Raw genomic sequence first — 23,120 nt, forward strand, 5'->3', positions numbered from 1 at the left:
GATCGTATGCCAATCCCATCTCCGCTCTCATGTTCTTTGTTTACGAATACTTGCAACCATTGCACTGTTACCTTCACCGCCCGATGGGCGGTCCTGAACCATGATCTGGACCGATTGGGTGCAGATGCCCCACTCTCATGGATGACATGGGCGTGCTCTGTATCGTTGGCGGGGCACTGGTCAACTCCTACTTTCCTGCCCTCGAATCCGCTTTCGAACCAACTACATAGAGGACATGCATGGGAAGCGAACGTTTGCGCATACGCCGCCTGCTTGAAGACACCACCCTTGTGGGACGCGAGGTGTCAACCGCAGGATGGATCCGGACCAATCGCACAGGTAAAACCGTTTCCTTCATCGAATTGAATGACGGATCGTGCCAGGCCAGCATCCAGTTGGTCTATGGACCGGAACTGATTGACAATTTCGAGGAAATCGGACGGGCGCTGACCGGGTCCTGCCTGCAGGTGACGGGCACCCTGGTCGCCAGTGCCGGCAGCGGGCAGTCCGTGGAGATTCATCTGCAGCAGGTGACGATCCTGGGAAGCTGCGACTCCAGCTATCCCTTGCAGAAGAAGCGCCACAGCTTCGAGTTTCTGCGCACGATTTCCCATCTGCGTCCGCGCACCAACACCTTCGGCGCCGTGTTCAGGGTGCGCAGCCGCCTGGCGTACTCGATCCACCGATTCTTCCAGGATCGGGGCTTCGTCTACGTGCACACGCCCATCATCACGGGCAATGATGCCGAGGGCGCCGGCGAGATGTTCCGGGTCAGCACGCTCGACCCGGCCACCCCTCCGCGTCTGGACTCGGGAGCCATCGACTGGTCGAAGGACTTCTTCGGGCGCGAGACGAACCTGACCGTCAGCGGACAACTGAACGGAGAGATGTTCGCGCTGGCCTTGTGTGACATCTACACTTTCGGCCCGACATTCCGCGCCGAGAACAGCCATACCTCACGACACGCCAGCGAATTCTGGATGATCGAGCCGGAAATGGCCTTTTACGACCTGGCCGCCAACTGCGAACTGGCGGGCGAGTTTCTGCGCTACCTGATCAACGACCTGCTCGAGAACTGCGCCGAGGACATGGCCTTCTTCGACCAGTGGATCCGCAAGGGACTGCTGGACTCGCTGCGCCAGATCGCCTCAAGCCCCTTCGAGCGGTTGACGTACACGGATGCGATCAAGGCACTGGAGGCCTCCGGCAAGAAATTCGAGTTCCCGGTGGCCTGGGGCAAGGACCTGCAGAGCGAGCACGAACGCTGGCTCACGGAAGAGTACCTCAAACGCCCCGTGTTCGTGACCGACTACCCCAAGGAAATCAAGGCCTTCTACATGCGGCGCAACGACGATGGCCGCACGGTGGCCGCGATGGACCTGCTGGTGCCCGGGGTGGGCGAGATCATTGGCGGCAGCCAGCGCGAAGAACGCCTGGATGTGCTTGTCGGCTGCATCGAAGCGCTGGGCCAACCGCTGGAAGCCTATGAATGGTATCTCGACAGCCGTCGTTTCGGCAGCGCGCCCCACGCTGGTTTCGGTCTGGGCTTCGAACGCATGATCATGTACGCCACGGGCATGGAGAACATCCGTGACGTGATGCCCTTCCCGCGCACGCCGGGAAGCTGCGATTTCTAGAATTTTCCGTGATACGGGCCACAACAGGAGGTGCTTCCGTGATTTCCCGCGAGCTGGTCGCCGACCAACTGCATCACACGCTTGAGACAGTCGATCTGAATCTGCCCGGCACCTGCATGCGTGGCAAGGTGCGGGACAGCTGGCACCGCGATGGCCGACGGCTGATCGTGACCAGCGATCGCGTGAGCGCCTATGATGTGGTGCTGACCACGATCCCCTTCAAGGGCCAGGTGCTCAACCAGATGGCAGCCTTCTGGTTCGAGGCGACCCGCGACATCGTGCCCAATCACGTGGTTTCGCTGCCCGCACCCAATGCGATGATCGTGCGGGATGTGGAACCGCTGAAGGTGGAAATGATCGTGCGCGGCTACCTGACGGGCACCACCAGCACCAGCATCTGGACGCATTACAAGAATGGCGGGCGCAATTTCTGCGGCAATCCGCTGCCCGATGGTCTGGTCAAGGATCAGGCCCTGCCCCACGCCCTGCTGACTCCCTCCACCAAGGCGGAACAGGGCGAGCACGACGAGAGCGTATCCGCCGAGGAAATCGTGAAACGCTCGCTGGTGAGTCGGGACATCATGGACCAGCTCTCCCGCATCAGTCTGGCCCTGTTCGCGCGCGGTACGGAAATCGCGGCCCGTCAGGGCATCATTCTGGTGGACACCAAATACGAGTTCGGCCTGCTGGACGGCAAGGTCATCCTGATTGACGAGATCCACACTCCCGACAGCAGCCGGTTCTGGTACGCGGACACCTATCAGCAGCGACTGAAGGAAGGTGCCGAGCAGCGGCGCATCGACAAGGACGTGATGCGCACCTGGCTGGCGGAACGCGGGTTCACGGGCGACGGCCCCGTGCCCCCGATCACGGACGAGCTGCGCATCGAGGCCGCGCTGAAGTACATCGAAGCCTACGAGGCGATCACGGGCAGCACCTTCGACGCCGAACCCGGACCGGTTGGACCGCGACTGGCGCGCATCACCGACTACTGAAGCCCAGCTCGCGCAGAGCTTGGGCCAGCAGTGTGATCGCCTGATTCAATTGCTCACGCGTGGTGCCCAGCCCCACCGAGAACCGCAGGGTGGACTCTATCGTCTCCAGCGGCAGTCCCATAGCGGCAAGCACGTGGCTGGGTTCGGTGTGGTCACGGTGGCAGGCCGCTCCGGCACTGGCCGCGACCCTGGGACAGGCCGCCATCAGGTCACCGCTGCGGATTCCCGGAAATGAGACACTGCTGGTGTTTCCCAGTCGTGGCGCCCGACCGGCATTGAAGCGCACGGCGGGCAAGGTCTCACGCAGCACGCGCTCGAAATGATCGCGCAGGCCGGCATACTCTTCCAGAATCCCGGATTCGGCCATCTCGAATCGTCTGGCCGCCGCGCCCAAGCCCACGATTTCCAGCACATTGGGGGTGCCCGGTCGCAGGCCGCGTTCGTGAGACGCTCCGTGACACAGCGGCTGCAGCTGGATACCCTTGCGTACATACAACGCGCCCACGCCAATGGGCGCGTTCAGCTTGTGCCCCGCCACGGTCAGCAGGTCCACCCCCAGTTCATCCACTTTCACCCGGTGTTTGCCCACGGCCTGGGCCGCGTCACTGTGCAGGGGAATACCTCGCGCACGCACAAGCCGCGAAATCTCGTGCACGGGCTGCAGGCTGCCCACTTCGTTGTTGGCCAGCATCACACTGACCAGCCGGGTATCCGCTCGCAGGGCCGCCTCCAGTTCGGCAAGCTTGAGAACGCCCTGCCCGTCCACGCCCACCCGACTGACACTCCAGCCGCGTGACTCAAGAAAGCCGACCGTATTCAGCACGGCGGGGTGCTCGATGGCACTGCAGATCAGGTGCGCGGGTCTTGCCGGATCGCAGAGACCCAGGATCGCCAGATTGTCGGACTCGGTGCCACCGCTGGTGAAGAACAGTTCCTCGGCGGCACAGCCCAGCAGGGCGGCCAGGTCGGCGCGCGCTTCCTCGATGGCCATGGCGGCCTGACGTCCCCAGGCATGGGTGCTGGTGGGATTGCCGCAGTGGGCCAGCCAGGGCTGCATGGCGGCCACCGCCTCGGGAGCGACCGGCGAGGAGGCGTTGTGATCCAGATAGATCAGGTTCATGACGGATTCCAATCGAAACAGGCGATCGTTAGGTTGGCCGCCAACTTACGATACCCGAAAAGCCGCAGGAAGGGAGAGGACGATGAAACACTCCGTGGACCGCATCCAGCAGGAACTTCGGCGCCAGGGCCTGGACGGTTGGCTGCTCTTTGTCTTCCGCACCACCAACCCCGTGGCCGACTCGCTGCTGGGGCTGCCCTCGACGGGGGTCCGCACGCGCCGTTGTTTCTACTGGATTCCCGCATCGGGCGAGCCGGGCCGACTGCAGCATCGCATCGAGAGCACCACCCTGGCCCATCTGCCCGGCACGGTGCGCGAATACCTCAGCTACCAGAGTCTGCGTCAGGAACTGGATGCCCTGCTGACCGGCGCCACCCGCATCGCGATGGAATACAGCCCCATGGGCGCGATTCCCACCGTCTCCTGGGTCGATGGCGGCACACTGGATCTGGTACGCGACCTGGGCAAGACCGTGGTCTCCAGCGCCGAACTGATCCAGTTCTTCGAAGCCACGCTCACTCCTGAACAGGAAAGCAGTCACCTGGAAGCGGCAGCCCAGTTGCGCGACATCGCCTTCGCGGCCTTCCAGGAAACCGCCAAGGCCTGTGCGACGGGCAAACCGCTGAGCGAGTACGACCTGCAGCAGTGGATCATGAGCCGCTTCGCCGTCCAGGGCCTGAACACGGACCATCCCCCCATCGTGGGCATCAATGGCAATGCGGGAAATCCGCACTACGAACCCGCGGCCCATGGCTCGGCCCGGATCACGGAAGACTGCCTGTTGTTGATTGATCTCTGGGCCAAGTGCGATCGTCCCGGGGCGGTCTACGCCGACCAGACCTGGATGGGCTGGACCGGCCCCCGCACTCCGCCCGAACGCGTCACGCAGTTGTGGGAAGTGGTCCGTGATGCCCGCGACGCCGCCCTGGCACTGGTTCGGGAGCGCTGGGCGGCCAAGGCCCCCGTGCACGGCTGGGAAGTGGACCAGGCCGCGCGCGATGTGATCACGGCGGCTGGACTGGGCGACCGTTTCATCCACCGCACGGGGCACAGCATGCACACCGTGGATCACGCCAGCGGTGCCAACATGGACAATCTGGAAAGCAAGGAACTGCGTCCACTGATTCCCGGCACCCTGTTCTCGATCGAACCGGGCATCTACCTGCCGGATCTGGGCTACCGCTCCGAGATCAATGTGCTGCTGAGTGCCGAGGGCGAGGTGGTGGTGGCCGAAGGCACCCTGCAGCGCGAGCTGTTCCGCTGGTTGCCCCCAACACACTGAACGGCCGAACTCCAGGAGTCGACCGCTCAGTGCATCAGGAAACAGGAAGTGGGTCAGGGTTGCGGCCGGCCGTCGCGAGGCGGCAAGCCGATGAATCTCAGTCCAGGTCGGGACCGCCAGGCAGGGCGGACGGACCACCGGGGCCGCAAGGTCCGGCACCACAGCGACCCGGTCCGTGGGGACCGAAGCGCGGACCGTCAGCGTTCCAGCCTGGGCCCGGACCGCCGCGTCCCTTGCCCCCACGGCCCTTTCCGGGTCGGTCGAGGCTCGAGTATTTGCGGTCGAAGATGGCCTGCTGGGTTTCGTCCAGGTTCTTGCGGACCGCGACATGCACCTTGAGCCGTGACTTCAGCACCATGCCTTCGGCCTTGGTGATCTCGTCAGCCTTCTTCTCCATGGTCCCCAGACTCGCGTCGGACTTCAGGGCCATGTCCAGTTCCATCCGGGCTTTCTTCAGGTCCGCCTGAAGCTGCACCATTTCAAGCCGGTGCTGGTCCAGGGTCGTCTCGATCTGGCTGGCTTGGCCGGTCTTCAGGTTCAGCTCCGGATCCATCAGCAGTTGTCCCAGCCCTCGGGCGTGGGCGCCCACGGCCAGCAGGCCGATGGCGATCAAGGTCAAGGCGCGCATGTGATATCCCTTTCCATCTGTTGCGTCGCGTCGTTTGCGTGTCAGTGGAACGCCGGAACTCCATGCTTATTGCCCCCTGTCCTGTGCTTCCTGGCACTGAAGCCGGGAACCCGTCCGTCCGATCTACTATTAATGGCACAACCCTATATTTGCCGACCTGTTGGCGCAGGCTGAGGATGGGGGTCGCCACCGGGCACCGGCACCTTCCTGCAGGCACTTGCCCTGTCGCAGTGTACCGACCCCGGACTTCCGGGCCAGCCGCCCCATCGATCACCGACCGGATCGCCCGGTCCTCAACACCGCTGAACCATCGGCCGACTGCTTCTGGAGGTCCATCGACCGTTTGCTCTTCTGATCGTTGAACTCAATCTCCCGCCCGCCATTCCCGGCTCCCGGACACGTCCGCGGCCCCCGGCGACAGGGACTTCCAGAGGGTACCTCATCATTCAGGCACTCCGGCATCCTGTACGGCCCCGGGCCAGGACCCGCATCCTGCTGCTCATGGCCCTGCTGTGGCTTGCGCATCCCGTGATGGCGCTGGCCCAGGCCAGCACTTCCGACTCGTCCGGAAACCAGGACGACTCCGTCTGGGCTCCGCCTTCCAGCGGCTCCACCACCCTGCACACGGGGCTGGGGCTTTACAACGGCAACTCTCCGGACTCGCCCCTCTCGCAGCTGTCGCAGAGTGGCGAGAGTGCGGAGGCATGGCTGGGGCACCCTCGCCCCGGCGCGTCCACCATCATCCGCCAGGACAGCACGGCCAACGGTGTGATGCTGCGCAGCTACTCCTGGGACGGCACCCTGCTGGAATCCCAGTTCCTCAGCCACTCCAGCCTGGAACGCCGCCTGCTGCTGGCGCGCAACCAGGCCAAGGTGCGTCGCACTCTGGGCGAGAAATCGATGGATCTGGCGGCCGGAGGCGGCGAGCACATCCAGATTGACATTCCCTTCAAGATCCGCAGCCAGACCTTCCAGCGCATCTTCGGCAGCGGCCGCATCGGAATGAATGTGACCGGCCAGATCGGCATTCGCGGCGCCTACCGCAACGAGAAGCGCGAGAGCGAGTCGGCCAGTCTGCTGAACAACAACCGCAACAACTTCCAGCTGGAGCAGAACCAGCAGTTCACCGTGGTGGGCAAGATCGGCGAGAAGGTGGATGTGCACATCGACCAGGACACCGAGCGCACCTTCGACTTCGAGAACAGCCTCTCGATCACCTACACGGGCGAGCCCGAGGAGATCATCCAGAGCCTGGAAGTGGGCAACATCTCGATGAGCCTGCCCAGCACGCGCTTCGTCAACTTCAGCGAGAAGAGCAGCGGGCTTTTTGGACTGAAGGCCGTGACACGCTTCGGACCGCTGCAGCTCACGGGCGTGGCCTCCTCGGAAAAGAACGAATCCAAGAAACAGACCGCGCGCGGCGACGGCTCCAGCGAAAGCACCCAGGCGCGCAATCCGGGCGAGTGGGTGCCCAACCTGTTCTTCGTCAACGACTTCTACCGCGACCGCTACCGCGAGCTGGAGGCGGGCACCTACCGTCACTACACCACGGATCAGGCCCGCATCACAAAATTCACTCTCTGGCGCTTCAGCCGCGAACAGGGCAGTTACCGCCGCCTGTATCTTGTGGGCCCCGATGGCAGCCCGGAGTTCGATGGCCAGCTCTACCAATTGCAACCCTACGAATGGAGTAGCGGGAGCACCGCGGATCTGCCCTTCAAAATTGACGAGGATCGCGGTATCGTTCAGTTGAACTTTAGCCCACGTCCCAACGAATTCGTGGCCATGTCCTACAGTACCGCGACGGCCAACTTCTTCCAGACTCCGCACTCCACGGTGTCAGGCAACACCTACCAGGCATTCAGTCAGGGTGTCCATGAGAACGAGCTCACGGACGAGCAGTCGAGCGTGGTGGTGCTTGTGCCCCAGAACTTCAGCCCCGACAGCGACAAGGGCTACTGGGACCGCATGCTGAAGAACGTCTACTCGGTGGGCGCCCAGAACTCCGACCAGAACGATTTCAGCCTGAACATCCTCAAGACCGCCTCGGGCGGCACGGGCAGCACCAGCCAGAACGGCACCAGCTACCTCTCGATCTTCTATCTGGACACCGAGCAGAACGGCACGGGCGTGGTGGGCAAGGACGGCAAGATCGACCGCAAGTGGCTGGACCCGGACACCGGATACCTGTGGTTCCCCAGCTTGGAGCCCTTCGGCTCCTCACAGGACTCCACGGGTTTTTCGCGCGTGCTGGATCAGCGTGATGGCTCGATCCTGCCCAACATCGTGAACACGGCCAACGACACCCAGTACATCGGCTTCGCCGACTCGACCACCATGGCCCCGCTGTACAACCTGCGCACCACGGACATCACCTATCTGGACCTGGTCTCGCGCTTCTCGCTGGAATCGACGGCGCTGGTGGGCACCGAGGTGATCAACCTGGGCTGGAACGTGACCAACGTGAGCGTCACCGCCAACGGCCGGCGGCTGAGCGAGGGCACCGACTACGAGCTGGACGAGTTCGCCGGCATCATCCGCATCACCAACCCGGTGTACACCCAGCCCAACCAGGAGATCGAGGTCACCTTCGAGACTCCCCAGCTCTTCCAGCTGCGCAAGAAGACCTATGCCGGCCTGCGCGCCGAGTACGATCTGGGCAACACCAACTTCCTGGGCGCCAGCGCGATCTACTTCAACGAGGAGAGCAGCGAGCGCAAGATCCGTCTGGGCAACGAGCCCATCAAGAACCTGATCTTCGACGTCAACGGCCGGCTGAAGTTCAAGCCGCGCCTGATGACCCAGGCCATCGACGCGCTGCCCCTGATCGAGGCCGACGCCGAGTCGGGGCTGAGCATGGAAGCCGAGTACGCCATCGTGCTGCCCGACCCCAACCCCTCGAACAGCCCGACCACGGGCGACAACAACGGGGTGGCCTACATCGACGACTTCGAGAGTTCCAAGCAGGAGATCCCGGTGGGCATGGGCGCCAACCAGTGGTTCCTCTCCTCGCAGCCGGTGAGTGACGCGCTGGGCTACCGCGGGCAGATCGGCTGGTGGAACCCGCGCGACCGGGTGAACGCCTCGGACATCTGGCCCAACTACCAGCAGAACGCGCGCGAAGGCACCAGCAACAACATCCGCCTCTTCCGGCTGCACTACTACCCCTTCACCCTGGCCAGCCAGGTGATCTCGGACAGCGAGTTCAGCCTGGACGGCTCACCCGTCGAGCGCCAGCGCTCCTGGGGCGGCATCTACTACGACTTCCGCGGGGCCTACGACGACCTGTCCGACAAGAAATACCTGGAGATGACGGTGTACATCTCGGGCGACAACAGCGGCGTGATGCACATCGATCTGGGCCAGATCTCGGAAGACGTGATCCCCAACGGCGCGCTGGACACCGAGGATCTCAACGATGACGACCAGCTGGTGCCCAGCGAGGACACCGGTCTGGACAACCTGGATGGCGCCGATCCCGAGTGGCCGCTGCCGGACGCCTTCTTCGGCTATTCGGCTCCCAACGACAGCGTGATGATCGCCGAGCTGGGCGACATCTACGACTGGTGGGACATCAACGGCAACTTCCTCAAGGACGCCTGGGAGCCCTGGTCCTTTGACGATTACCTGCGCTATCCGGATGACCGCCTGCCCCCCGACCGCAGCATCGACAAGTCACACGGCTGGGAAGGCAACTCCCGCGACAGCGACCAGATCTCGCCCGACAGCGAGGACCGCAACGGCAACAAGAGCGTCGAGCTGGAGAACAGCTACTTCTCGTACACGGTGCCGCTGAATCCCGCCAACCCGGACTTCGATCGCTACGCCTTCCCCAACGAGCGCGGCTGGGTCTACATCCGCATTCCGCTGGCCGACGACAACGTGCAGGTGGTGGGCAATCCCAACCTGACCCTGGTCAACGGTGTGCGCCTCTGGTTCAGCGGCAACACCCATCCGCTGGATCTGGACATCGCCGAGTTCAATATCGTGGGCAACGAGTGGCGCCAGGCCATCGTCGAGGAAAGCGACACCAGCCACTACGACGTGACCGTGCTGAACAACTTCGACAACAACCAGTTCTACTACGGCCCGCCCGGGGTGGAAGGCCAGAAGGACTTTCTGACCCAGGAAGTCAGCCGCGAGCAGAGCCTGGTGCTGCAGCTGGAAAACCTGCCCTTCGGTGAGACGGCCTGGGTCAAGAAGCAGTTCGCCACGCCCCAGACCTTCAGCGAGTACCGCAGGATGCGCATGTTCCTGCACGGTGGGTCCTTCACGCGCACCGAACTGACGGGCGAAGTGCCCGGCGAGGTGAACTTCGTCGAGGACAACACGCTGGAGTTCCGCTACCGCATCGAGTCGGCGCAGAACAACTTCTACGAGTACAGCAAGTTCATCCACCCCGGCTGGAACCCGGCCAACAGCCTGGATGTGCTCTTCACCGAGATCACGGCGCTGGAGTCATTCACGGCGGCGGGCAAGGAGCAGGAAGAGCCGGGCAAACCGATCACGCTGGCCGATGGCGGGCAGTTGCGCGTGCAGGGCAATCCCTCGATCAACCAGGTGCGCAGTCTCTACTTCGGCGTGCGCAACCACAGCGCGCAACCGGCCAATACCCAGGTCTGGTTCAACGAGCTGCGCCTGACCGATGTGAAGAAGGAGAACGGCAGCGCCTTCCGCGCCAAGGTGGATGCCAATTTCAGCGATGTGCTGAACCTGAACGCCAACTTCGAGCAGCAGGACGCCGAATTCCACAACGTGAAACAGCGCTCGGCGGGTGCCAACGCCACCTTCACCCAGAAGCGCAGCATCCAGGGTGACACGGACCTGGGGCGGCTGATGCCCCCCGACTGGAACACCAACCTGAATGTGTCCGGTGGCTGGTCCTACGACTACCGCCTGCCCAAGTACTTCCCCAACGACGACAGCGAAGTGGACCGCAACAACCACCCCGAGTGGGTCGAGGACGTCAGCCTGCGCCGCAACGCGCGCGCCAGCGTGCGCAAGACCAAGAGCGAGTCCTGGCTGGGCAAGCAGCTGGTGGACAAGGCCAGCCTGAGCTACGACGTGTCGGAGACGGTCTCGCGCAACAAGCTGATCGAAGGCGATACGACGGTCACCCAGAACTTCACCTTCGGCTACAACAACACCATCGACTGGAAGCACCGGCTGCGCCCGCTGTTCTTCCTGCCCGACTGGCCGCTGATCGGCAAGTACAGCGAAGCCGAGCTGAACTACTTCCCCAACAAGTTCAACCTGGGGGCCAACACCTCGCGCACACTGCGTGACAAACTGGATCGTGACGGCACCTTCCAGCACACCGAGACCTACACCCTGAACCGCAACTGGGCCACGGGCTTCGCGCCGCTGACCATCTTCAGCGTGGAGATGAACCGGGCCTACCAGAACAATCTGCTCTTCGACCGCGGACAGACCTCGGTGCCGGCCAACGATCCAACGCGCACCAGCGATGACGAATTCTACGTGCAGTACGAGCGCTGGCTGCAGGGCAAGGCCAGTTTCCACGACGGCGATCACAACATCACCCAGGGCATGAACTTCCGTTTCACGCCCGAGCTGCTGGCCTGGCTGAGCACGGACTTCACCTACAACACCAGCTACACCTGGCGGCGCACCCTGGTGGAGCCGGCCCGAGGTGTGGATCTGGGCAGCCGTGGCGACTTCCGCACCTCGATGCGGCTGAAGACCAAGGATGTGCTCCAGGCCGCCATGTTCACCAACACCGCGAAGCTCAGCGAGTACCAGAGCGAGTTCCAGGAAGAGAAAGCGGCCAGGACTGCCGAGCGTGATCGGAAACGCGCCGAGCGGGAAACCCTCAAGGAACAGCGCAAGGCCGACCGCCAGCAGGCCAAGGACAATAAGTCCGGAGACGGGAACGAAGACGAGTCCTCACCGCCCGCCCAGGCTCCGGAACAGCAGCCCGAAGAGCAGCCTGAATTGACCGAAGGCGGTACGGCGCCAGCCATGGTCGCCTCGCCCGTCGAACCTGTCGCACAGGATCCCGTGGTGGAGACACCACCCAGCGCGCCTGAACCCGAGCCAGAATCCGCACCCGTGCGCCGTTCCCTCTTTGACCAACTGCCCGACTCGGTGAAACTGAGCGCCCAGGACAGCCTGGTGCTGATGCGCGAGCAGGCAAAGATGGACAGCCTGATTCTGGCGGCACGGGGCACCACGCCCCCGGCCAAAGTGGAACTGCCCGCCGGCGGCGATTCCCTGCTGGTGACCGCCGCTGACGACGAGGAGCGCGGCCCCAATCCCGTGATCGAATGGCTGACCCGAGTGCGCAAGCGCCTGGCACTGGGCACCAATGCCTTCGATGATGTGACCATCACGTTCAATCGCACGGGCTCCTTCGGCAACCCGGGTCAGGCCGTGCTGCCCTGGACACACACCGCCAGCGAACGCCACGCGGCCCTGCTGTACCAGCTGGGTCTGAGCCGTGACACGGGCTTCGACACGCTGGGTGTGGGCAGTTATGTGGTGCAGACCCAGCGCTCATTCGGCTACGATTACAAGCTGGGCACCAAGGTGCGCTTCATCAAGTCGGTGCCCATCAACCTGAGCTACGACTTCGCCTTTGACCAGAGCTACACCAACGACCGCGAGAGCTCGCGGCGCAAGTCGGAGAACGGCTGGTTCAGTTTCAGCAACGAAACCCTCAGTGGCGGCACCTTCAACGATGGTGACCTGGTGGGCGGCAACCCCTCGCTGAAACTGGTGCCCAACTACAATCTGACCATCGGCGGGTTGGACAAACTGCCGGTCATCCGCACGCTGGTGACCTCGCTCAACCTGAATCACAGTTACACGGGCAAGCTGGAAACCTCGTACACGATTTCCAGTACCCGACCGGGCATGGAGCGCAGCCGTCTGTCCTACACGCGCAATTTCAGCCCGCTGGCCGGATTCGACTTCAGCACCAACAACGACTGGAGCGGCAACCTGAACTTCAACCAGAGTCGCACCCTGACGGTGACCACGCCCGAGAACCCGGGCAACCGTTCGCTGACCTACAACCGGCGTACCGAGATGCAGGTCAGCGGCAGCAAGCGCCTGAAGAAGGGCTTCAAGCTGCCGCTGATGAAGACCGGCTTCCAGAACGATACCACCGTCCGGCTGGAATACACGCGCTCCAACAACATGACCGTGAACAGCATCCGCGAATCGGTGCCCAATCCCGATGGTGAGGGCGATCCTGTGCAGATTCTGGTCTGGAACACGCCACAGACTCCCAGCAACTGGAAACTGCGCGCCAGCACCGACTTCGAGTTCTCGCGCAATGTGCGCGGGGGCGCCTGGTACGAGTTCGGTTCGCAGCGCTCGGGCACCGTGGCCGATCAGATGACCTACACCGAATTCGGAATGAACTGCACGATCCAGATCCGCAACGCACGCGGTGGTGGCTCGTCCAGCAGTTCGGGAGGACGCCGATGAGTCTCACACGCTGCCTGCTGGCCCTTGTTCTGGCCAGTGGCCTCACGGCGCAGGCCGAGTCCTTCTCGCGGGAACGCAGTTTCTCATTTCTGGAACAGCTCTGCGAGATCGGTCCGCGCTACCCGGGCGCACCCGGACACACCGCGGCCCGCGACTGGCTGCTGGCCACGTTGACGCCCCTGGGTGACGACGTGTTTCTGCAGAATTTCAGCCACCCTGTACGCGACGACCATCCGAAACGTGCCGAGGCAGGCCCCACCCTGAACCTGAGCAACATCGTCTGCCGCTTCCGGCCCGATGTACCGCGTCGTATACTGCTGACGGCCCACTGGGAGAGTCGTCCCTTCTGCGATCAGGAAAAGGACCCCGAGCTGGCGGCTCAGCCGCTGGTCGGCGCCAACGACAGCGCCAGCGGTGTGGCGATCCTGCTGGAACTGGCCACGCTCTGGAGCACGACTCCACCACCGATTGGAGTGGACATCGTGCTCGTGGATGGTGAAGACTGGGGCGAGGAGGGCGTGCTGGCCGATTACCTGCTGGGCTCGCGCCATCTGGCCCGCAACCTGCTGGTGCCCGCCCCGTTTCTGGCGGTGAATCTGGACATGCTGGGTGACACCGACCTGGACCTGCAGATCGAGCGCAACAGCTGGCAGGCCGCTCCGGACTGGGTGGACCTGATCTGGAACACGGCCGCCGATCTGGGCCACGACAACATTTTCCAGCGCCGGATGGGTCAGGCGATCCTCGATGATCATGTGCCGCTGATCCAGGCCGGCATTCCCGCAGTGAACCTGATCGATTTCACCTATCCGGCCTGGCACACCACGCGTGACACTCCCGCCCAGTGCAGCTCCGAGAGCCTGGGCATCATTGGAGATGTGCTGCTGGAAACCCTGCGCCAGCTCCCGTAGCCACGGCGCCCCACGCGCGACCCCGCGCCCCTTCCGGAATTGCCATGCACTATCGCCTGATCATTCAGTACAACGACTGGGCCAGCGAGCCCCTCAGCAACCATCTCTTCGAAGCCGGCGCCAGCGGTCTGGAAGAGGACAAGGACAAGCTGGAAGCCTGGTTTCCCGGCGAGACCGACATGGACCGTGTGCGGGCCGGTCTGGATGCCTTTCTGGAAAGCCTGGCCGAACTGACTCCGGACACGCTGCTGACCTGGAACCATCGCCTCGAATCCCGCGAAGACGAGGACTGGAACACCGAGTGGAAAAAGTACTGGGCCGCCCAGCCCATTGGCCAGCGGATCCTGATCTGCCCCACCTGGCTCGAGCCGGGGCCGGAGCACGCCGACCGCCTGCTGATTCGTCTGGACCCAGGCAGCGCTTTCGGCACCGGCACCCACGAGACCACCCGCCTGCTGCTGGAATGCCTGGAAGAGCTGGAGCTGGCGGGCCGCAATGTGCTGGACGCCGGCTGTGGCACGGGAGTGCTGGCGATTGCCGCGCTCAAACTGGGCGCCGGTTTTGCCTGGGGCATCGACATCGAGGACGAAGCCGTGCGCGCCTCGCGCGAGAACGCCGCCCAGAACGGATGCCGCGTATCCAGTCACTTCCAGCTGGGCAGCCCCGCCAGCCTGGACCGCAGTTTCCGCTTCGACATTCTGCTGGCCAACATCCAGCGCAGTGTGATCGAAGAGTTCTTCGCCGACTTCCTGCGCCTGCTGGTCCCCGGTGGCCGCTTGCTGGTGTCGGGCATCCTCTCCACGGAAGAGGAAGCGATTCACGCCCTGGCTCGGCAATGGCACACACCCGTGGACAGCGTGCATCGTCAGGGGGAATGGCTGGCCTTCACCTTCACCGCCCCCAGCGACCCGGAGACCCGGCCCCAGTAAGCAAGGGAGCCCCGTGATGACACCTCAGCTTGTCTGCAGCATCCATGATGGCTGGACCCAGGTTCTCAGTGCGGGCCCCGCTGAATCCGGCTCACTGGCCATCGTGTCTCACGACGTGCTCAACAACGATCTGGACCTGAGCCTGGCCCGCCACGGCCACCTGCGCCCCGAGGCCCGCGAGGCGGTGGAACTGCAGCTGCGCCCGCTGGCCCTGCGCCAGGCCAAGGGTGCGGGCCCGATTGATGTGCTGCTGTCGCCCAGCCTGGCCAACGACGACCCTGAGCACAAGGAACTTGAGCAGTGGGCGCGCCATCTGGGCAATACCATGGGCTACACGCTGCACCTGCCCTCCGTCGCGGATGAGGCGCGCCTGCTGCTGCGCGCGCATCGCGCCTGCTTTTCCCACGAGGAAACCTGCTACATGCTGCAGGTCGGTGGCTGGTCCAGCACTCTGGTGCGTGAACTGGGTCAGGGAGCCCAACACACCAGCCTGCCCTGGGGCTGCGAGCGCCCCGGTCTGTTCGAACGACGCGGCGAGCTGGCGCCCGAGGCCATGCCCGAAGTGGCCGACCTGCTGCGCGCCCACCTGAAGACCCTCGACCTCTGCGGCCAGCCCGCCTGGCTGCTGGGCCTGGTCGCAGCGCGTCTCACTTTCCTGGAAGAGCAGCGCCTCAGATCCACCATGCTGGACGCTGATGGCCTGACCGTGCTCCACGACTGGCTGGCGAACTTCGACGGAGAGGAACGTGACACATTGCCTCTTCTCGCCGGGCGTGGTCATTCAATCATCGACTCTCTGGCGATCGTGCGTCGCCTCTTCTCCGCAAGGGGTTTCCACCGTGTCCGCTTCTGCCCCTGGAACACTCCTCACGGCTTCCTGCTGGAAAAGCTGAAGATAGGCTGAGCACCAAAGTTCTGTCATCCCCGCGCAGGCGGGGACCCATTGCATGGCGCCCCGAGGTTACACCGCACCACCTCGAATGTCATCCCCGCGCAGGCGGGGACCTCGATGGGTTACACGGCAAACCATCTCATTTCTACTCAACACCCGTACCAGCCGCCCTTCGGCCGGCGTCGCTGTGCGTCAGACACTGTGCCGTGTCACGGCATGCCTCGCCGGTCGCCGGCAATACACTTCCCTGCGCGGGGGGCGTTCTCCTACCTTTTCTTCGCGAAGAAAATGTAGGTCCAAAAGAAGGCCCAGCAGGCCTCGCGCCGCGCAAACTTGGCCCGCGATGCGGTCCTTCGGGCCAAGCGCGGCGGCCCACGCTCATGCCCAACCGGTCCGTCTCGATGGTTCCGCCACCGGCGTCACCGATGTGGAAGAGGATTGAATCTTGGGGAAATCGACGGTGTCTCGCGGTGGGTGAGCATGCGGCTCGCCCATTCCCGTCATTCCCGTCATTCCCGCGAAGGCGGGAATCCCGATTGGTTACACCACAAGTTCATTCCCATTTGGAACCGCTGTGCGACTGACAGTGTGCATGTCACGGATACTGTCGCCGGTCGCCGGCAATACACTCCTCTGCGCGGGGGCCAACGTTCCCTGCCCATCCGTTCCGTCTCGATGGTTCCGCCACCGGCGTCACCGCTGCGGAAGGGGATTGATTCTTTGGGAATTCGCCGCTGTCTCGCGGTGGGTGATCTTGCGGCCAGCTCATCGCCTCCGCCCGTGGATTCCCCATGGGTTACGGATGTGTGATGCACCGTTCGGGGCTTGGTGGGGGACGGTGTGTGGTGTGATTGCCATGTGTTGGTTGACAAGTCCCATAAAACGACGTAGCCCGGATGAAGCGCAGCGTAACCGGGGCGCCATGCTATGGGAACACACACCCTTCTCCACCCGATTCATCCACGTCCGCCGTGGATTCCCCACGGGCTATGAATGTGTGATGCCCCGTTCGGGGCTTGGCAGTAGACCATTGCCTGGCGAGGCGAAGCCGTCATCCCTTCCCTCGCGCAGCGGGGGAAGGCACGCCGAAGGTGTGGTGGGATGGGGGCAGTGACATGGCAGACGATTGTGTGTGGATTGACGGGGGCGACACAACCCAAAGCGTCGCTTTGGGCTGAGGAAACAGTGCCCCTTCGGGGCGTCCTATTTCAGCAGCAGAATCTTCTGCGTTCGCGATTCCCCACCTGCGGTCAGCTCCACGATGTACACCCCGCTTGCCAGTTCGCTGGCATCGAATCTTACATGGTGCTCCCCCGCGCTCTCCATTTCGGAAACGAGTGTCCGCACCTTCTGCCCCAGCAAATTGTACACGGACAGCTCCACCTGCAGTGGGCGGTTGAGAACATAGCCCAGAGTGGTCACGGGATTGAAGGGATTGGGAAAGGCTGGGCGCAGCACGAAGGCCCCCGGTTGCGCCAAGGGTTCCGGGCGCGGTGCTCGCACGGCCACCAGATGTTCCAGAGTTCCCGCATGCGGTCCACCGGTGTAGCCGATGTCGTTGCGCGTGGTGCCCTGACTGGGCCAGAGGGCGAAGCCGGGGTTGTCGAGGTCTTCGATGTCGTTGTATACCAATGCCGGGTTGCCTGCGTCGATGGCCGGGGAGATTGGGGACAGCCAGGGGATACCCAGTTCCTCATCGAACAGGGGGTCGACTCCAACCTGATTGCCGATGCCTGGCACAGGCTCCTGAAGGATGTTGTACTCCCACGTCTGGGTGATGGGGTCATCCCACTCCAGCAACTGCTGGTAGGTATTGTTCCAGAACACGCAGTTGCGGACCCGAAGGGTGACACCTTCATAGAAATTGAACAAGTGCCGCATCCCGTCACAGCCGGTGGCCGTCACATTCTCGAACTCGATGGTTGGCGGAATCCCGAAGTACGCCGCACGCACATCCACGAACAACAGTGCCTGGTTGCTGCCCCATTGTTCCTGGGGGGTCAGGAAGTTGTCACTGGCATCCACATTCTCGATATGGATGTTCCGAAAGCTGTAGTAGGGTGCAGCCTGAGGGAGTTCATTTCTGCCCATCAGGAAACCGACCCTGCCCACATCCTTCAGCACCACATTCGATACCCATATCGAGTCCGATCCGACAACAAGGCCGCCATCATCTGCGTCTTCCACTCGGATGCTGTCCAGGTACAGGTGCGTCCCCGCAACGAAGACCAAGGTCGATCCGGGGCGCGCAAGGTCAATGGCTGCAACCGAATACACTTCGGGAACAGAGTTGGGCTGACGGCTGTGTTCCACTGAAATGTTTCGTGCAACAAGGATTCCATTGGCACCGGCCCACAATTCTCGCCCCCAATTGGAATGGTGAAATCTCCGATGGCGAATGGTCACTGTAGTCATCCAGGTCATCGACCCGGTTGTTCTCGAAGCGCATATTGGACAACGTGATGTTCTGGCCTTCTGCTCTGACCATCGCCCCCTGAACGTCATTGCCCCCATTACTGGCGACCTGGGGGTCCCCAGGCACGATCGACCGGTTGTCGTGGACGTAGACACTGTCCAGGTTCATGTTGACCGTCCAAAGCAGAGGTTCTGCGACGTGAGTCAGACTGTCCCCCGCAACATTGTTGTAGATGTTCACATTGCGCATGGATCCCGGTACATCCGAGCGGATCTGAACCGCAGGCGCGTCATCGATGTTGCGGAATCCATGGATCTTGACTCCATCGATATCCAGAGTCGTGGATTGGGAACGTATGCTGCTGGACAACGCCAATCTCTGATCACCGTAGTCCATGTTGCGGACTACGACAACCGAAGAGTCCACAACGTAGTGAATGGGCTGTATTACAAAAGCAGCACCGCGCAGACCTTCGGCGGCTGACGTTCGGATGTTCGTGAAGACCTGTCCGCTTTCATGGACAATGCTGGAACCTATTCCGGCCCCGTTTCCATCGCAATCCAACAGTGTGAGATCGTTCACGTACACGGAATCCATGAGAGAGCACGAGACGTGTATCGACCGGGAACTGTCGCCACCCCCATTGTAGAGAAACTTGTCAATGACCATCGTGGAAGCGCTGGTGCGAATGAAAAGGACCCCGGTAACGCCTCCGGTCGGCGCGTCGGTCGTATTGCTGTAGCACGCCACATTGCGCAGGAACAGACTGCCCGCAAGCCCTGCTATGCCACAAACGACTCCCTGATTGAGGACCGCTCCCCCTCGCGGTGCCCGATTTTCACGGAACACAGTATCCTTGATCTCGGCATTCGAGGGAGCATTGATCTGCAACGCTCCTCCCCGAAAACAATAGGCGGAGGAGTTGATGTCCTGCCCCTGGCCGTGCTGCAGGGTGAAACCGCAGAGGGTGAACCAGTTTCCTTCGCCGACGATGATGTCCAGAATCGTGCCTGCGTACTCTCCATCCAGAACCGTCTCGTTGATGTCCGTGGAATCCTGGCTGAACAGGTAGTTCGAGGCCAGAGTCAGAGTGTAGTCCGGGCTGGTGTACAGCCCCGTGTATGTACCCGGTGCCACCAGCACCGTGTCCCCGGGAGCGCTGGCGTCCATGGCACTCTGGATTTCGCCAAAGTCCAGAGGTACATGCAGAATGGCCGCGAGGCCAGGGCTGCAAAGCCCCAACCCCAACAGCAAACAGCAGGCGAGTTTCCTGATTCGGGTCATTTGATCAGCATCATCTTTCGGTCCTGGGTCTGGCATTGATACTCGGCTCGTGCCAGATACATGCCGCTGGCCAGCGCACTGCCATCAAAGAGGATCGAATGGACGCCTGCCTCAAGGCGACCGTCCACCAGCGTGGCCACCTGCTGGCCCTGCAGATTGAAAATGCGCAGTCGCACAACCGCAGTTTCGGGCACCGACAGTTCAATCCTCGTCGTGGGGTTGAAAGGATTGGGATACAGTCGCTGAATGGCGAAGGTCTGCGGTAGTGCCGCTGGTTCCAGCACTCCGGCATGTGTGCCCCGCTGGAATGCCAACAAGGTCTGGACTGCCTGCTGCTGCACGAGAGCGCGGGTATAGCGGGCATCCGGAGCGGCAGAGGATTGTCCGCCTTGAGCGGGATAGGTGGCGATCTCCGCCAGACTGAAGTGGATTTCATCAATGCACACATGATTGGTCTCGCCCACCAGCATGGCATTCAAGGCAGCGATTGCCAGGGTGCGGTCTCCCAGCAGGGCCTCGACACACCAGGCGCTGCAATCCTGCAACACGGCCTGGGTATGGAAGTTCACCCCCTCTGACAGATCGGCGGCTTCAAACAGATGGTCGCGCACCAGCGTGAAATGATCCGGGCCATAATTCTTGTCCTGGCCCAGGGCTTTCAAGCGCAGAGTCGCTTCATTGATTTCCTTCGCAGTGGGGTGCAAGATCACCAAGTAGTACCAATGCTCACGCGCACTGTCCAGATCCCCAGCCAGCTCAGCATCGATGCCCAGTTTCAGCAGTTCGAAAGCCGTGTAGGGTTCATAGGGGCAAGCCGGATTGCCCGGTGCAAAGTACTCCAGACAGGTCAGGAGATTCTCCTCGACTTCGGCCCACACGGGAATCAACCCAATGACGTCGTCATTCACGGTTTCTTCGGTCAGCAACTCCGTACAGCTTGTACCCCAATAGTTTTCTCGCCAGATGCGATCTGGATTGGGACTGTGATCCCCTGTGAACGAAATGATAGGCTGCGTTGCATCAGCATCTGCGACGACAATGCTGTTGCGTCCGCAGTACATGTCCAGATCTCCGCTCTCAAGCGCGACGATCGGAGTATCAGTCTCGAAAGCTTCCGCATCCAGGTTTGCGTGGATCTCATTTCTGGCCTCCCCGCCCATATCCAGGCTTGAGGATGTCTGGATGTACGCCGTTGTCTTGCACTGCAGGAACCTGTTCCATTCCAGGCGCGCGACCGCGTGATAGAAGTCAGCCAAGGGCCCCACCTGATCTTCACTTCCTGTGAAGGTGTTGTTCACCAGATGATATGTTCCACTCGATGTGACATTGAACATCTTCAATGGTGAACGAAAATCACCCGTTGCGGGAACAGTGAATTCGCAACCTTCGATGGACATCTTTGAACTGTTGCAGGACAAACTTCCCGGGTTCAACAAAGGATCGACACCGAAACTCATGTTGCTGACTTGCCCTTCGCAGTTCCAGAACAGCAGATCACAATGGATTGGGGTCGAGCCGTTTGGCACAGTCAGATTCATGTAGTTCTGGAACTGATTGAGGTTGCCATCCAGAACAACGGGAAGCAACATCGACGCGAATTGCCCATTGAAGGACAGTGCGGAAGTCGCATTCGCATAGTCGATGGCTGGATAATTGAAGAGCACACCTTCCACATGCAACTCCGTTCCGGAAGCGGTCCCGGGTTTGAAGAGGATGGAAGCTGCGGATAATAGATCACGGCCTGGCCTGCCAACAACCGCCGTGCGCGGCCCCTGGGCGCTGCCCAATGTATACACCCCACTACCCACAACCGCGATGCTCAGTTGGACACCCGATGCTGCACGCAATGTTGCCCCAGGAGGGATTGCTGCATTGATGGTGCAGTTCGCGGTGATTTCGTAGTTGATGGCTTCCAGAGGATCCGAGATCGTTCCCGCAAGGGTCTGCACTGGCACGACAGGGCTCCACCCGATATCAGAACGTGTCAGATCGAAGTCCAGCGGAGCCGCTGTGTCTCCCATGTCCAGCAATGGACTGTCCCAGCGCAGGCGGAAGTCTCGTGCCACCGGGTTCACGAACACTGGCACACAGGACAGATTTCCGGGCCGGGAAGCCAACGGTTCCAGTACTCCCACCCAGTCGCCGCCCTCGTGGCCGTGAATGTTGGTATAGCTCACACGCAGGCTGTCCCTGTCTGGCATCTGCAGCGGACCAGCGCTGCTCGCACCGCGATTGTCGGACAAGTTGCACGCGCTCAATTCGAGCGTGTGCTCCAGAATCAGGTGGGCGCCCATGTATTCGGTGACCTCGTTGTCGGTGATGGTGCCGTGATTCACGCGTGTGGGCAGTGCACTGGCAATGACGGAACCCGTGCCTGCCCGGTTGCCCGCGAAGAGCACATTCTGGGCGTCCAGGCCGCCCGGGGCAAGGGCCGAGTCTCCGCGCGCCAGAGCCAGCGCACCACCTCTGGGCGCATGGTTGCCCAGGAACTGGCAGTCCTGCAGGGTCAGCGTGCCGCCGCGCGCGAAGAGCGCACCGCCGGCCTTGCGGGAGCGGCAGTGCTCAATGGTCACGGATTTCAGTGTGAGGCGGGAGTCCAGCGCTCGAATCGCCCCACCAACCTCCCGGTTGCGGGCTCCCGTCAGCAGCAGATTCTCCAGCACCACTCCCTGGTGGGCCGCATCCAGCCAGAGCATGCCGCGTCTCCCGCGGCCCTTCAGGCGTGTCACGCTGCCCTCGCCGCGCAAGGTCACGCCATCGGGCAGGCGCAATTGGGCCACACGATGAGTACCCGCGGCCAGCAGCAGGGTGTCGCCCGCTTGTGCGGCCTCCACGATGCGTGCCAGTTGCCTGCGGCTGCCCACCGGAACCCGCACGGTCGCCGCACCGGTTGGCTGGGCGGAGAGCCACAGCAGGGCAACGACCCCGATCTGGGTGAACATCCACGTGACTGACATGCGCTGACATCCGGTTTCGGAATTGCGATTGGAAGCAGCGCCCAAGCTGGCACTCGTCCGCCCCATGCGCAAGCAAGCTGTCGGGCATGGCGTTGGACCAGTCTCGCAGGATGGGCAAAGGCTGCAGGCCGTGCCCATCAATCCATGAACCGCGGCATGTGAGAGAGGTGACGGTCCCTTCGACCGACGCTTTGCTCCAGACCATGACGGTTTCATCGACCGCCACCACGACCGCCATGTCGTCGGACGAAACCGCGGACGAGGTAGTGGACGAGATGGTGGACGAGGCGGTGGACGAGGTGGTGGACGAGGTGGTGGACGAGGTGGTGGACGAGGTGGCGGACGAGATGGCGGACGAGGCGGTGGACGAGATGGTGGACGAGATGGCGGATGCGGTGGCGGTCGAGACGGTCGACGCCCCCTCGCACGAGGCGACGATCCCTTCGACCGTTCCCCCGTGGACCAATCTGCCGGTTCCATCAACCATCACCCTGATCATCCCTCCGCATGGTTCCGATTGTCCCGATTCATCCTCGCCCGCCCGTGGATTCCCCACGGGCTATGGATGTAGGATGCCCCGTTCGGGGCTTGGTGGGGGCGGGTGTACATTGTCA

At 62.4% G+C, this 23,120-nt stretch carries 14 protein-coding genes; 9 read left to right on the forward strand and 5 right to left on the reverse strand.

The window, feature by feature from the left end:
* Positions 1–239: 239 nt before the first annotated feature.
* Both asnS and H6678_04075 read left to right on the forward strand, forming a co-directional pair.
* A complete protein-coding gene (gene asnS / locus H6678_04070) occupies positions 240–1,637 on the forward strand; it encodes an asparagine--tRNA ligase (protein MCB9472967.1) in 1,398 nt (465 codons plus the stop codon).
* A gap of 116 nt (positions 1,638–1,753) precedes the next feature.
* Positions 1,754–2,632 carry a phosphoribosylaminoimidazolesuccinocarboxamide synthase gene (locus H6678_04075; protein MCB9472968.1) on the forward strand — a complete coding sequence of 293 codons (879 nt, stop codon included), beginning with the start codon at positions 1,754–1,756 and terminating at the stop codon, positions 2,630–2,632.
* On the opposite strand, the gene H6678_04080 is transcribed toward H6678_04075, so the two are convergent.
* Positions 2,619–3,752, reverse strand: coding sequence for a cysteine desulfurase (locus tag H6678_04080; protein ID MCB9472969.1), 1,134 nt, complete (start codon positions 3,750–3,752; stop codon positions 2,619–2,621). The two genes, H6678_04075 and H6678_04080, sit on opposite strands and share 14 nt — an antisense overlap.
* 82 nt (positions 3,753–3,834) lie before the next feature.
* Here H6678_04080 and H6678_04085 point away from each other — a divergent pair, with 82 nt between their 5' ends.
* On the forward strand, positions 3,835–5,034 hold the full coding sequence (locus H6678_04085) for an aminopeptidase P family protein (protein ID MCB9472970.1): 1,200 nt from the start codon (positions 3,835–3,837) through the stop codon (positions 5,032–5,034).
* Positions 5,035–5,131: 97 nt separating this feature from the next.
* On the opposite strand, the gene H6678_04090 is transcribed toward H6678_04085, so the two are convergent.
* A complete protein-coding gene (locus tag H6678_04090) occupies positions 5,132–5,662 on the reverse strand; it encodes a hypothetical protein (GenBank protein ID MCB9472971.1) in 531 nt (176 codons plus the stop codon).
* Positions 5,663–6,163: 501 nt separating this feature from the next.
* On the opposite strand from H6678_04090, the gene sprA reads away from it, so the two are divergent.
* The 4 genes from sprA to H6678_04110 are packed head-to-tail and all read left to right on the forward strand — an operon-like array spanning position 6,164 to position 15,861.
* Positions 6,164–13,117: a cell surface protein SprA gene (gene sprA, locus H6678_04095; GenBank protein MCB9472972.1), complete on the forward strand. Its 6,954-nt coding sequence runs from the start codon at positions 6,164–6,166 to the stop codon at positions 13,115–13,117.
* The gene (locus H6678_04100) at positions 13,114–14,028 is read left to right on the forward strand and encodes a M28 family peptidase (GenBank protein MCB9472973.1); all 915 of its coding nucleotides are present in this window, start codon (positions 13,114–13,116) and stop codon (positions 14,026–14,028) included. Before sprA ends, H6678_04100 begins: the two co-directional genes overlap by 4 nt.
* A 44-nt stretch (positions 14,029–14,072) precedes the next feature.
* Positions 14,073–14,957 carry a 50S ribosomal protein L11 methyltransferase gene (gene prmA / locus H6678_04105; protein MCB9472974.1) on the forward strand — a complete coding sequence of 295 codons (885 nt, stop codon included), beginning with the start codon at positions 14,073–14,075 and terminating at the stop codon, positions 14,955–14,957.
* 16 nt (positions 14,958–14,973) lie between these two features.
* Complete coding sequence (locus tag H6678_04110; GenBank protein MCB9472975.1) at positions 14,974–15,861, forward strand: hypothetical protein; 888 nt, start codon at positions 14,974–14,976, stop codon at positions 15,859–15,861.
* 1,191 nt (positions 15,862–17,052) lie between these two features.
* Here the strand turns inward: H6678_04110 and H6678_04115 are convergent.
* The 3 genes from H6678_04115 to H6678_04125 all read right to left on the reverse strand — a co-directional run bounded on the left by H6678_04115 (position 17,053) and on the right by H6678_04125 (position 21,885).
* Positions 17,053–17,940 (reverse strand): T9SS type A sorting domain-containing protein, encoded by an 888-nt coding sequence (locus H6678_04115; GenBank protein MCB9472976.1) that lies wholly within the window; start codon positions 17,938–17,940, stop codon positions 17,053–17,055.
* A 163-nt stretch (positions 17,941–18,103) separates the two neighbouring features.
* A complete protein-coding gene (locus H6678_04120) occupies positions 18,104–19,549 on the reverse strand; it encodes a hypothetical protein (protein ID MCB9472977.1) in 1,446 nt (481 codons plus the stop codon).
* Positions 19,546–21,885: a T9SS type A sorting domain-containing protein gene (locus H6678_04125; protein ID MCB9472978.1), complete on the reverse strand. Its 2,340-nt coding sequence runs from the start codon at positions 21,883–21,885 to the stop codon at positions 19,546–19,548. The genes H6678_04120 and H6678_04125 overlap by 4 nt, the downstream gene beginning before the upstream one ends.
* Between H6678_04125 and H6678_04130 the strand changes: the two genes are divergently transcribed.
* Both H6678_04130 and H6678_04135 read left to right on the forward strand, forming a co-directional pair.
* On the forward strand, positions 21,877–22,503 hold the full coding sequence (locus H6678_04130) for a hypothetical protein (protein ID MCB9472979.1): 627 nt from the start codon (positions 21,877–21,879) through the stop codon (positions 22,501–22,503). The genes H6678_04125 and H6678_04130 overlap by 9 nt on opposite strands.
* Positions 22,504–22,709: 206 nt before the next feature.
* A partial coding sequence (locus tag H6678_04135) for a hypothetical protein (protein ID MCB9472980.1) occupies positions 22,710–23,120 on the forward strand: 411 nt, incomplete at its 3' end.

The sequence above is a fragment of the Candidatus Delongbacteria bacterium genome, from assembly GCA_020634015.1.
Classification (GTDB): domain Bacteria; phylum CAIWAD01; class CAIWAD01; order CAIWAD01; family CAIWAD01; genus JACKCN01.

Excerpts from the sequence above, each read along its gene's own strand:
- H6678_04090 (MCB9472971.1), bottom strand. The coding sequence starts at position 5,662 with ATGCGCGCCTTGACCTTGATCGCCATCGGCCTGCTGGCCGTGGGCGCC.
- H6678_04080 (MCB9472969.1), bottom strand. The coding sequence starts at position 3,752 with ATGAACCTGATCTATCTGGATCACAACGCCTCCTCGCCGGTCGCTCCC.
- H6678_04085 (MCB9472970.1), top strand. The coding sequence starts at position 3,835 with ATGAAACACTCCGTGGACCGCATCCAGCAGGAACTTCGGCGCCAGGGC.
- H6678_04075 (MCB9472968.1), top strand. The coding sequence starts at position 1,754 with ATGCGTGGCAAGGTGCGGGACAGCTGGCACCGCGATGGCCGACGGCTG.
- prmA (MCB9472974.1), top strand. The coding sequence starts at position 14,073 with ATGCACTATCGCCTGATCATTCAGTACAACGACTGGGCCAGCGAGCCC.
- asnS (MCB9472967.1), top strand. The coding sequence starts at position 240 with ATGGGAAGCGAACGTTTGCGCATACGCCGCCTGCTTGAAGACACCACC.
- H6678_04110 (MCB9472975.1), top strand. The coding sequence starts at position 14,974 with ATGACACCTCAGCTTGTCTGCAGCATCCATGATGGCTGGACCCAGGTT.
- H6678_04100 (MCB9472973.1), top strand. The coding sequence starts at position 13,114 with ATGAGTCTCACACGCTGCCTGCTGGCCCTTGTTCTGGCCAGTGGCCTC.
- H6678_04120 (MCB9472977.1), bottom strand. The coding sequence starts at position 19,549 with ATGACCCGAATCAGGAAACTCGCCTGCTGTTTGCTGTTGGGGTTGGGG.
- H6678_04115 (MCB9472976.1), bottom strand. The coding sequence starts at position 17,940 with ATGGGCAGAAATGAACTCCCTCAGGCTGCACCCTACTACAGCTTTCGG.
- sprA (MCB9472972.1), top strand. The coding sequence starts at position 6,164 with ATGGCCCTGCTGTGGCTTGCGCATCCCGTGATGGCGCTGGCCCAGGCC.